We start from the raw sequence: 12,183 nt of genomic DNA, 5'->3' as shown, positions 1-12,183 counted from the left end.
AAAAGCTGGAGGATATCATAAATATAATATCAAGACAATTTAATGATATAATTTAAATCTATTTGAGTTCTTTTAATACCTCCAATAAGTACTTCCATGTTCTCTGTGTGGAAGATATGCTTAAATGTTCATCTGGACTATGAATATCTAAAATATTAGGTCCCATGGATATCATATCTAATTGACCATTAAATTTTTCTGAAAAAATTCCACATTCAAGTCCTGCATGAATTGCACTTATTAACGGTTTTTTCCCAAATAATCTCTCATATACTTCTACCATAACTTCTCTTATTTTAGAATCATCTCTATATTTCCATTCTGGATAACTTGATTCAGACTCCACTTTAGCTTTTGTAAAATTTCCTATAGTAACTATGATATTAAATATATTATCTCTTAAACTTCTCACAGAACTCCTTATTGAACTTAAGCACTCCACACTGTTCTCTCCGGTTACAACTGTACCTAAATTTAGTGAGCTCTCCACAAGTCCCTCTATGTCTATACTCATACTTTGAACTCCATTAGGGATTAAATACATAAAATTAATTACATTCTCTATAGTATCATTGGACATAACTTTTTCTGGTAATATATCTAGGGATTCTACTTCTATTTTCAAATCTGAATCTGAAGTTTTAAACTCGTCTTTTAGTACTTTTTGCAAATTTGCCACTTCATTTTTCATGACAGATTCATATTTAGAACATAACACTAAAACAGCCTCTGAATCAGAAGCTATGACATTATGTTTAGAGCCTCCTGATATTTTAGATATTTTAAAATCTACATTCTCTCTTAGATTTTTAAGCACACGAGCCATAAGCTTATTTGAATTTGCCCTGCCTTTGTGTATTTCTGCACCGGAATGACCCCCTTTTAAACCTTCAATTCTTATGGAAAAGGCCTTATCATCTTTATCTGGATTATTCCATTCTATAGGAATACTTGCTTTAGCTGAACACCCCCCAGCACAACTTACAAGTAATACCCCCTCTTCTTCTGAATCTATATTTATAAGAATTTTTCCCTTTATACTTTCAGGATTCAATCCTATAGCTCCATTCATGCCAGTTTCCTCTGAAGTAGTAACCAGTAATTCCATTGGAGGATGAGATATGCCATTAGACGCTAAAACGGCAAGCCCCATGGCAACTGCTATACCGTCATCCCCTCCAAGGGTTGTACCTGCAGCATATATCATATCATCTACTATCTTTAATTTCAGCGGATCCTTGGTGAAATCATGTTCTACTCCTGAATTTTTTTCGCATACCATATCCATATGTCCCTGTAATATTACCCCCTGGCTATTTTCATATCCCCTAGACCCTTTTTTTCTTATAACCACATTTAGATCCTTATCCTGCATAACTTCTAAATTATGCTTTTTTGCAAAAGAAACCAAATAATCACTTATTTCTTTTTCATTTCCGGATTCTCTTGGTATACTGCTAATTTCTTCAAAGTACTTAAACACTTCAGTTGGTTCAATATTTTGCAATACTCTACTCATATCAATCATCCTTCTTTCTTAGAATACTAATAATTTTATCCGAAGATGCAATTGTTTATCCCCCTTTTTTAAAAAATATAAATCATTAGAAACAGGATCTTAGGATAAAAAGCATGTAATAAAATTATTATACCACTTAAAGAAAACTATTTCATAATCATTAATTTCTGGGAGAATTCAGTGATAAATTTGAAAAATCAAATTATTTGACATAAAATATAAATGTATATAAAATACAATTGTAAAATATATGAAGAAACAAAATATCCTATTCCAAACACTTTACTTAAAATGAGGTATATAAATGAAAATATCAAAAATTATAAATAAAACCATAATGGCAGATTTATCTTTATTATTTGCGGCCATGTTATGGGGAGGAGGCTATACTGCCACTAAAAATGCTTTAAATAATGTAACCCCTTTTTATATGATGGCTATAAGATTTCTATGTGCTGGAATATTAATTTCAGCTATATTTTTAAAAATAGTTATAAAAACATCTATAGAAGATGTTGTTCGCGGTTTTGTAATAGGCATATTTTTATTTTTGGCCTTTGCTACCCAAACTATAGGTCTTAATTACACTACTGCAAGCAAACAGTCTTTTTTGACTTCAGTTTATGTAATTATACTTCCCTTTATATACTGGAAGATATTTAAAACAAAACCTAAACTGAATGTCCTAGTTTCTGCTATAGTTTCTCTTATAGGAATATTTATGCTAAGCTTAAAACCTGGGATGCATTTAGATATGACTATAGGTGACTGGCTTACTCTCCTAAGTGCAGTATTATTTGCATCACATATAATTTCCATAGCCTGTTTTGCCAGAAAATCAAATCCTATAATATTATCTGTATTGCAGATGTTCTCTGCAGGCATTCTTTCAATTATATTTGCCGTTATATTCGAACCTAATTTAAACAAAATACCTGGAAATGCCTTATTTTCACTTTCATATTTAATAATTTTCAGTACTATGGTGGCTTTTTTAATACAAAACATAGCTCAAAAATATACTAACCCTAATCATGTAGGCATACTATTATCTCTTGAATCCGTATTTGGTGCCATTTTTTCAGTGATATTTTTGAAAGAAATATTCACCTTAAATATGGTGCTGGGAGCAAGCATAATATTTTTGTCTGTAATTATTGCAGAAATGGATTTTAACATATCTTCAAACAAATAATATATGATATTTAAAGCATATTTTTCTAAAAATCTTACCTATTCAAATTACACAGATTTCACATTGCTCTGTCATATCATAGTCATAGTCCCTAATTATAATTTGTATTGAAAAGAAAAAATTAAAAGAAATTACTGTATAATAAAAATTTTAGGAGGTATTAGAAATGTTAAAAACAAGATACAAATTACTTTCAGCTTTAGTACTTGCAGCACCATTACTAGTAAATACAGGGATTGCCACAACGGTACAAGCATCTTCTGTTAATAATGCAAAGGCCAGTATAGTTTATAAATCCTCTTACTCTTTTGCAAATTTTAAATCCAAACTAGACGCCTTAGTTGCATCAGGGACTATAAATTCAAGCCAGGAAAATATAATATTAAATCTATATTATAATGGTAACATAACAACAAGAGAAACTTTTAAAGCTCAACTAGATGCTTTAGTGGCAGCAGGAACTATAACACAAAGTCAAGCAGTATTCATATTAAATACATTTAGCGGCTGGGGTTCTACCTGGAAAATACCGGCTCCATCTAAAGACTCACATGATAACCAAAAAATAATTGATAAGACAAAAAATACCACACCATCATCTAATAAAGATAAGGCAAAAAATAATAACACAGTAACTAATAAGGATAAAGTACAAAATGGTAATTCTGCACCTAATGTGGCTGGACAAACTAATGTTCATTAAATCAAGTGATTCTTAGGCTCAGGTGGAGTTTGCTTGTAAGGAATACCTTTCTCCAGCTGAACCTTAGAAGAACTTATCCAGGGGTGTAGCAGTGCTTATCCCCCCTTTGAAGAAGAATGAGAGTATTAGCAATGGTAGCCTTCGGATAAATTAAAAATTAATTACATTTATAAAACAATATCACATAAGCAAAAATAAAATATGGTTGTGTTAAGAAGCAAATTATTTCTTAAACTGTCAAGAGGCTGTTGCATAATTAATTTATGCAACAGTTTATTTTTTATCCTATATAAGGTTTTATAAGTTAAATTGTAAATTACATAAACTTCACATAACTATTTGATACTGAGCCCACAATCGTCAGTTATAATTTTTTTAAAGGAAAAGTTAAATAAAACAATTTACCACATATTATTGTGATAAAAAATTAGGAGGTATCAGAAATGTTAAAAATGAAGTACAAATTACTTTCAGTTTTAGTGCTTGCAGCACCACTATTAGTAAATACAGGAATTGCCACAACAGTACAAGCATCTCCTGTTAATAATGCAAAGACTAACATAATTTATAAATCTCACTTTTCTTTTGAAAACTTTAAAACTAAATTAGATGGATTAGTGGCAGCAAGAACTATAAGTTCAAACCAAGAAAATATAATATTGAATCTATATTATAATAATAAAATAACAACAAGAGAAACTTTTAAGGCTCAATTAGATGCTTTAGTGGCAGCAGGAACTATAACACAAAGTCAAGCTATATCTATATTGAATGCATTTAGCGGCTGGGGTTCTAGCTGGCAAATACCAGCGCATAATCAGACATATAATATAAAACCATACAATCCCTCTAAATAAAGTTTATTATAGTAACAACTTTATTGAATTAAAACATTTTAAATAAATATATAAACTTTAGTCAAATAATATTTTGATGAATATAACACATAAAAACTAGGGGGAAGTTATTAAAAACTTCTCTCTAATTTTATTTATAACCATATAATTACAATTATGTACTTACTATATGGTTCAATGAAAATATCCTTTAATTGGAATTACGAACCTATTAAAATAAAAACCTTAGAATTTTACTCAACTATAATACTAATTTAAGTTGAGGTGATAAAATTGTCTAAAAAGATATATTTGGTTGAGGACGAATTTAATTTAAACATTTTACTTGAGAAATATCTCAAAAATGAAGGCTATGATGTAACTACTTTTTCTGATGGAAGCTGTGCAAAAAACAGAATAAAAGATATGCCAGACCTTTGGATATTAGATATAATGCTTCCCGATATAAATGGTTATGCATTAATTAAATGCATAAAAGAAAATAACGAAAATACGCCTGTTATATTTATATCCGCAAAAAATGAAGAATTTGACAGAGTGGTGGGATTAGAGCTTGGCAGTGATGATTATTTATCAAAACCGTTTTTACCTAGAGAATTAGTTATACGAACCAATAATCTTATTGAAAAAATTTATGGTACTACTAGTGAAACACAAAATTTAAACATACAAATTGGACAATACTTAATTAATAAAAAACAGAGAACAGTCTTATTCAAAGGCAAAGAACTTAGACTTACCAGTAAAGAATTTGATTTATTAAGTTATCTTATTGAAAACAAAAATAGTTTAACTTTAAGAGAACAAATTTTAACAAATGTTTGGGGTAATAATTATTTTGGTTCTAGTCGAGTAGTAGATGATACCATAAGAAGGCTTAGAAAAAAAGTGAATAAGTTAACTATAGAAACAATATATGGATATGGTTATAAATTGGTCAACAGTCATGAAAATATTTAAAGCAAACTCATTAGGCTTTAATAAATTAAAAATCTCATTAATACACAAAATTTGATTATTGATATAGATAAAAATAAGGTAAGGCGATTATGATGATAAATGTACATTTAGGTCAAGTTTCTCATAAATTATGTTTAATTACTTATGTGCCATATTTTTTAGATAATAAGATCTTCTATAAAATTATTCTTCTAGGGATTGTGTTCATTGTTATATCATTTTTTACTTCAAAGCTAGTTTCACAACATATATCACAACCCCTCAAAGAATTAGAAGACTATACCCAAAGAATAGCTGACAAGCATTGGGGTGAACCAATTAAAATAAAAAGTAATGATGAAATCGAAAATCTTGTAAATTCTATAAATATGATGCAGAAAAGACTGAAATATGATGAAGAAAATAAGAAGCTGTTTTTTCAAAGTATGTCTCATGATTTAAAAACACCAGTTATGGTTATTATGAGTCATGCAGAGGCTATTATAGAAGGTGTATATATAGATACCATCGAAAAAACAGCTGAAATAATAAAAAATGAAGCTATAGATCTTGAAAAAAAAATCAAGCAAATATTATATTTGAATACATTTGAATATATATTAGAAAATGATTCAGAAAATGAAGACATAAACTTACAAGAACTGATTAATGATATGTTAAATAGATTTCAAATATTTAATGTTAATATTGATTGGAAAGTAGAAATTACTAAAAGTATCATTTTTGCAAATAAAGAACAGGTAAAGATTTCTATAGAAAACATATTAGACAATGCACTAAGATACGTAAAGACTACTATAAAAATAATATTAAAGAAAGATGCTGATTTTGCTGTCCTTGAAATTTATAATGATGGAAATAATATTAAAATTGAGGATATAGAACGTATATTTGACAATATGTACAAAGATACAAATGGTAATTTTGGGTTAGGACTTGCTATATCAAAGAAAATAATAAATTTCTATGATGGAGATATCAAGGCAGTAAACAGAGAACAAGGGGTAAGTTTTATAATTAGGTATCCAATTAAAAGCAGTCATCAATAGAATGATGATTGCTTGTTTATGTTTAAAGGATTCCATAAAGTTCACATAGTTATTACATATTATAGCCACAATTATTAGCTATAATTTTTTTAACTAATCAAGTAATTCTTAGGTTAAGGTGGTTGTAAGTTTATGAAGGTATTTAAAATGAAATCATTGATGTTAAGAATATGGGTAACATTTACAATTATCATTCTTATAATAATATGCTGCATTTCACTTCTATATTTAGTAGCTTTCAGAATTTTTGATGAAAATTCTAAAATTCAGGATTTAGCAGCAGCCCACAATATATTAGTAAAAAATGGTAATTTTGAAGATCCTTTAAGATTTGATAAATTAAAAAATCTTGTAAATATTAAAAACTTAATCGTCCATATTAATGGAACTACAACTCAGACAATAAATATAAATGCTCCTAATGACCAACCAGATTCATTGGAGAATAAAGAAGGAAAATGGTTAACAAGTTTTATCAAGTACGTAAATAACTCCCAAACCCAATTTAAAGAGAATTACAATAATACCGAGTTTCTTTTTATAATAAGCCCAATAAAAAGTCAACCTTCAGAAAAATCATATTTTATTACCTATATGCCATATTCTTTAGATAAAACTGTACTTTATGAAGCTATTTTAACAGGCATTATATTTATTTTTATAGCTTTTTTTACCTCAAAACTCGTTGCAGGATACATTTCAAAGCCTCTTAAAGAATTAGAAGACTATACTAAGAAAATAGCTAATAAACATTGGGGGGAACCAATTAGAATAAGGAGTAATGATGAAATTGGGAATCTTGCAAATTCTATGAATATAATGCAAAAAAAATTAAAGTATGCTGAGGAAAATGAAAAATTATTTTTTCAAAGTATATCCCATGATTTGAAAACACCAGTTATGGTTATTATGAGTCATGCGGAAGCCATTATAGAGGGCTTATATATAGACTCTATTGAAAAAACAGCTGAAATAATAAAAAATGAAGCTATATATCTTGAGAAAAAAATCAAACAAATATTATATTTAAATACTCTAGATTATATGCTAGAAAACAATATAGAGAATAAAGATACAAATCTACAGGATATTCTTAATAAAATAATACACAGGTTTAAAACATTTAACAATGACATTGTATGGGATTTAAATATCAAAGAAAGCATTATTTGGGGCAATAGAGAAAAAGTGATAATTTCTATAGAAAATGTACTGGATAATGCATTAAGATATGCAAAAACTACTATAAAAATAACACTAAAGGAAGAAAATAATTTTGCTGTTCTTGAAATTTATAATGACGGAAATACCATTAGAAATAATGATATAGACCGCATATTTGACAGCATGTATAAAGATAAAAAAGGGAATTTCGGCCTTGGACTTGCTATATCAAAAAAAATAATTAACTTTTACAAAGGAGATATCAAAGCAGTAAATAGATCAAATGGTGTAAGTTTTATAATTAAGTATCCAAATTTATGCTAAACAGTTATTGTAGGAATATATTTTGTTCTTATATATTCCTACAATATTTTTATAGTTCAACAAGACCATAGACATCATTAAATATAGTCTTAAGATATAGCTTAATTATACCTTTATTTTGAATGCTTGTGTCCTGAATTATTAGATGCAGAATCATTATGTTTAAAATCATTAGATACATGTTTATCATCTTTTGAATCAGTAGATATTGGTATTATTACTGCTGTCACATGCATGTACTGTTGTGACAATTCCTGTATTTACTAGTAGTGGCGCTGCAAGTACTAAAGCTGAAAGCAATTTGTACTTCATTTTTAACATTCTTGGTCCCCCTTAAATTTTTGTTTGTTACTATTTGTTTGTTACTACTTAATAGTATATCTAAGAATTATAGTTATCTTATCAAATTACAATGTGAACTTTGTGTAATTTATAAAAGGGACCCATTCCATTCAACCTAATAGAACAAGCACATAATTTATATATTGAATAACTCCTAACTACCGATTATTAATGCTAATTTTATATGAACCTTAGAATAACCTGATATTAAAAAAATATTTTACTTATCTTCTTTTTTCTTTATTTTCTTAATTATTTCGGGCACTAATTCTACAAGCTTGTCAATATTAGCCTTACTTTTTATAGGGAGCATTTTAACTGTGTCATCTTTTATTACAAGTACGGCATCTGGAGTTATCTTTGCACCTGCACCAAGACCTAAACCTCCCCCCTCTTGCTTATTTCCAGAATCAGAACCTTCTCCTCCTCCAGTTCCACATCCAAATGTTACAGTTATAAAGGGCACCAAAATAATACCCTCTACATTTATAGGCTTACCTACAACAGTCTCTGTTTTAAAAAAATTCTCCAATTTTGAAAATAGTACTTCTGTATTTTCCTTGATATCCACCACAATTACCTCTCCTTCATTAATTTATCTTATTATTAATTATTATAGTCAAATACATACAAACTTAAAATATATATTTTTTATTATTGTAAACTCTAATCAAACTTCATCTCATCTGAACTTTTGAATTTAATTTTTCCCATTTTTGATCTCTTTTTAAATTTAGCTTTTAATTTAGTCATAATATTTTCATATGCATTACATATAAGGAATCTAAGTGTAATACCAATTAAAAATATAATTCTCGTTTTTCCCTCAACTTTTACTTCTAAATCAAAAACCTTATTAAAAAAATCAGGATTTAATTTGATAGAGTGTGCAGGTAAAAGTAAAAAAATAGCTCCTATAAATCCACTTAGTATTCCTGTTATGTAAGGATCCTCAAATCCATAGACTCCTTCTATTTTTATGTACTTAGGTTTAATTATAGAGATAAATTTGCCTAAATACTCTTTATGTCTGCTAATCATCTCAATTGTGTTTACTATGTGAAAAGATGTACCCTCTATATCACCTTCTATCCTAATCTTATTTTGTCTATGCTGTTTAAAGTCTGTTTTTAATTTCTTTTTAAAAAATAATATTTTTACAAAAACTTCTATGTCTTCATTAGTGCCTTTTGCTACTATAGATATAACACTTAAAAACAAACTCATCCTCACGTCATAGTTAATTTTACACTGCCTATAGGTTAATTCAATTTTATATTTTATGTCATTTAATATTATGACCATAAAAAAAATTACAATGAATAGTACTATAATTCCTATTATTTTTAAAAAAATCAAACCAAATACACCTCCTATTTAATGTAATTTCAAATTTTTACTGTTCTTTGATTTAGACCCAAGTCAGTTTATATATTAATACCTTAAAAAATACTCAACTATATATATTTTTAATGCAGTTTCTGCTAAACTTTATATAAAGTGATTCTTAGGTTCAGGTGGAGTTTGCTATAGAAAAATGCTTATCTCCACCTGAACCTTAGAAGAACTTATCCAGGTGCCCGGCAGTGCCTATTTCCCACCTTGAAGAAAATGGGAGTATTAGCTAATTGCCGCGTTCGGATAAAGTGTACTTTAAAGGGGGTAAATTATGCTTTTCTTTTTATATTCATCGGCAATATTAAGTATTTTATTAGGCACATTATTATTTAAAAGGCAAAGCAAAAAATTAAAAAATAAAAAATTTAATGAAAAACAGCTATTAGAATATTGGATAAAAAGAATGTTTGTAAATATAATTATAATGTGCATACTGTGTATATTTTTATTAGTTGTTCTTCCATTTTTAATATGGCTTATATTTCCTAAAGAAGTAGGTATTGCAGATAAAATTACTGAAACTAAAAATTTATCTCCAATTTCAACTTCTAATCAGAATTATATAAAACAAAAAATAAATAATAATATCAAAATATATACTGTAAATGTAGGAACTGCCAAAAAACCTAATCTTATAGATTTTGAAAAAAACTCCTTAGAAGTAATATCTACTAAAAAAGAAAGTCCAAAATACGAAAAAATAGCTAGATATAAAATAACAAAATTAAAAGGTAATAATATAATATCATCTGCCGTAAATGATATTTATGCTAATATATACATTCAATATAGTGAAGAAAAATTTATAGAAAATAAGGTGAAGATATTTATACCATCAAGTGACTCTTAGATTTAAGTGGAGTTTGCTTATAAAAAATGCTTTTCTCCATCTAAACCTTATTAACAGTATTCTTAGTGTCTTTAGCACTTAGAATACGTTATCTTTTAGGGGAAAAACTTATCCAAGTACTCAAACCTCCCACTTTGAATAAGGTGGGAGTATTAGCTAATTACCATGTTCGGATAAAATTTTACAGTACTTGTACATATAAAGTCATTATATCATATAAATTTCGAGGGGGTATTAAATGTTTAATTACTATGGATTTATTATAGGCTTATTTGTATTACTTTTAACAGGTATTGGTCATGTTGCTGTAATAAAGGGCGAATATTAGGATTCACTTTCCTTTGGGGAATATTAGAGCTATTCAAACAAAAAAAGATTAGAAAAAGGTTGGTTTCCTAAAAAAATAATTAATATATATTTTAAAAGAACAGAGGTTAAGCATGAACAAACATTTTTTTATAAAACTAATAGGGTTATTGACTATAGTTATAGTTATATTTTTACTTTCAATTTTAATATATAAAAATTACATATTTAAAAATCAAATAACCTATATTTATAAATACAGTCAAATTCAAATTCCCCTAGATAATAAAGATAAGTTAAACTCTAGTACTATAAAAAATATTTCCATAAAAGATGAAAATAATAATAATATTTATGCCTATGTATTTTTAAGCTTTGATGGTAAAACTCTTATGATAAATCCCCCTATAGATGGATTTCATGAAAACAGCACCATTTCTATTGAAATGAACCAAAACAACATATTATATTTTAAAGTAAAAAAGCATACACAAACTAAAGTATCTAAATCTATAGGAGAACCTAAATATGGAGATATAGTAGGAACTACTGGTAAATTTATGGAGTACCAGTACGATCATATGGGAATATATATAGGTAATAACAAAGTCATTCATTACTGCAGCAGTACAGGTAATGCCGCAGACGCTAAAATACAGGAAACAGATATGGAACCTTATTTTAAGAAAGGTAATTACTTTATTTTAAATATAGAAAACACTGTGCCGTTTAACCCTCAAGAAACTGTAAAAAGGGCAAGAACAAGATTGGGAGAAAGAAGTTATAATTTACTACAAAATAATTGTGAGCATTTTGTTATATGGTGTAAAACAAACAATTCAGAATCTCCTCAACTAGAAAATTTATCTGAAAAAGAAATGGTTGAAATAAAAATACTTACATCCCTTGGTATAAATCTACAATAAAAAATCAAGGGTTATGGAATACATTCCCGTAACCCTTGATTAAATCACCACTTTAAACCTAAACACTTTTTACTGAATACTATATAACCCTTTGCTTTCCATATATTTGTAAATAGATTCTCCATGTTGTTGTTCTTCCTTTTGTATGTGATTTAGTACATCCCGGACATTTGTATCTTTAAATTCAAATATGGAAGTATCATATGTACCCGAAATATACTTTTCTGTCATAAGCATATCCTTGCACATATCCGCATCAGAAACTTGGCTTCCTGCAGATGAAGAAGAACTATTCATATTTGAATTTATATTGTTTGTATTTTGTTTATTATTTATATCAGGCACCTGCCCTTGTAAAATGGTATTAATACTGTTTAAATGTTCTTGCTCTATTGAAGCATTATTTAAAAACAACTGTTTTAACTGTGAATCCCTTGCCTGATTAGCATAATTGGTATACTTCTGTATACACATAGCTTCATGACTTTTCTGATCTTCTAATAATGATCTTTCCTTATTACTTAAACTTACTGCATTAGCTAAATTCATTGACATAAAAAACACCTCCAAAATTATTATGTATCCTCATT

General features: G+C 27.9%; 13 protein-coding genes and 1 pseudogene. 9 read left to right on the top strand and 5 right to left on the bottom strand.

The window, feature by feature from the left end:
- Positions 1-58 precede the first annotated feature (58 nt).
- A complete protein-coding gene (locus tag BS101_RS04605; protein ID WP_073537754.1) occupies positions 59-1,519 on the bottom strand; it encodes an aminoacyl-histidine dipeptidase in 1,461 nt (486 codons plus the stop codon).
- A gap of 304 nt (positions 1,520-1,823) precedes the next feature.
- On the opposite strand from BS101_RS04605, the gene BS101_RS04600 reads away from it, so the two are divergent.
- The 6 genes from BS101_RS04600 (at position 1,824) to BS101_RS04575 (ending at position 7,771) form a co-directional block, all read left to right on the top strand.
- Entirely contained in the window at positions 1,824-2,714 is an 891-nt protein-coding gene (locus BS101_RS04600) for a DMT family transporter (protein ID WP_073537753.1), read from the top strand.
- A gap of 166 nt (positions 2,715-2,880) precedes the next feature.
- Positions 2,881-3,417 carry a hypothetical protein gene (locus BS101_RS04595; protein ID WP_073537752.1) on the top strand — a complete coding sequence of 179 codons (537 nt, stop codon included), beginning with the start codon at positions 2,881-2,883 and terminating at the stop codon, positions 3,415-3,417.
- Positions 3,418-3,860: 443 nt separating this feature from the next.
- Entirely contained in the window at positions 3,861-4,274 is a 414-nt protein-coding gene (locus BS101_RS04590; protein WP_073537751.1) for a hypothetical protein, read from the top strand.
- A gap of 273 nt (positions 4,275-4,547) precedes the next feature.
- Entirely contained in the window at positions 4,548-5,234 is a 687-nt protein-coding gene (locus BS101_RS04585; RefSeq protein WP_073537750.1) for a response regulator transcription factor, read from the top strand.
- An 89-nt stretch (positions 5,235-5,323) separates the two neighbouring features.
- A complete protein-coding gene (locus tag BS101_RS04580; protein ID WP_073537749.1) occupies positions 5,324-6,283 on the top strand; it encodes a sensor histidine kinase in 960 nt (319 codons plus the stop codon).
- A 132-nt stretch (positions 6,284-6,415) separates the two neighbouring features.
- Positions 6,416-7,771 (top strand): HAMP domain-containing sensor histidine kinase, encoded by a 1,356-nt coding sequence (locus BS101_RS04575; protein WP_073537748.1) that lies wholly within the window; start codon positions 6,416-6,418, stop codon positions 7,769-7,771.
- A gap of 198 nt (positions 7,772-7,969) precedes the next feature.
- On the opposite strand, the gene BS101_RS24535 is transcribed toward BS101_RS04575, so the two are convergent.
- The 3 genes from BS101_RS24535 to BS101_RS04565 form a co-directional block, all read right to left on the bottom strand.
- Positions 7,970-8,092: a hypothetical protein gene (locus BS101_RS24535; RefSeq protein WP_416232338.1), complete on the bottom strand. Its 123-nt coding sequence runs from the start codon at positions 8,090-8,092 to the stop codon at positions 7,970-7,972.
- A gap of 241 nt (positions 8,093-8,333) precedes the next feature.
- Entirely contained in the window at positions 8,334-8,687 is a 354-nt protein-coding gene (locus BS101_RS04570) for a GerW family sporulation protein (RefSeq protein ID WP_011989252.1), read from the bottom strand.
- A gap of 92 nt (positions 8,688-8,779) precedes the next feature.
- Complete coding sequence (locus BS101_RS04565; RefSeq protein ID WP_073537747.1) at positions 8,780-9,472, bottom strand: DUF2953 domain-containing protein; 693 nt, start codon at positions 9,470-9,472, stop codon at positions 8,780-8,782.
- Between the two features lie 310 nt (positions 9,473-9,782).
- Here BS101_RS04565 and BS101_RS04560 point away from each other — a divergent pair, with 310 nt between their 5' ends.
- From BS101_RS04560 to BS101_RS04555, 3 genes and pseudogenes are all read left to right on the top strand, one after another.
- Positions 9,783-10,361 carry a hypothetical protein gene (locus BS101_RS04560; protein ID WP_073537746.1) on the top strand — a complete coding sequence of 193 codons (579 nt, stop codon included), beginning with the start codon at positions 9,783-9,785 and terminating at the stop codon, positions 10,359-10,361.
- 238 nt (positions 10,362-10,599) lie between these two features.
- A pseudogene (locus tag BS101_RS22280) lies at positions 10,600-10,764 on the top strand (DUF4491 family protein); the annotation flags it as partial.
- A 37-nt stretch (positions 10,765-10,801) separates the two neighbouring features.
- Positions 10,802-11,593 (top strand): lecithin retinol acyltransferase family protein, encoded by a 792-nt coding sequence (locus BS101_RS04555; protein ID WP_073537745.1) that lies wholly within the window; start codon positions 10,802-10,804, stop codon positions 11,591-11,593.
- A gap of 69 nt (positions 11,594-11,662) precedes the next feature.
- Here BS101_RS04555 and BS101_RS04550 read toward each other — a convergent pair whose 3' ends face one another.
- Positions 11,663-12,148, bottom strand: a complete 486-nt coding sequence (locus BS101_RS04550; RefSeq protein ID WP_083585654.1) for a spore coat protein — start codon at positions 12,146-12,148, stop codon at positions 11,663-11,665.
- Positions 12,149-12,183 lie beyond the last annotated feature (35 nt).

Origin of the sequence: Clostridium kluyveri (assembly GCF_001902295.1) — a bacterium.
In the GTDB taxonomy this organism is placed as follows: domain Bacteria; phylum Bacillota; class Clostridia; order Clostridiales; family Clostridiaceae; genus Clostridium_B; species Clostridium_B kluyveri_B.
This window is presented reverse-complemented; position numbering and strand designations above follow the sequence as displayed.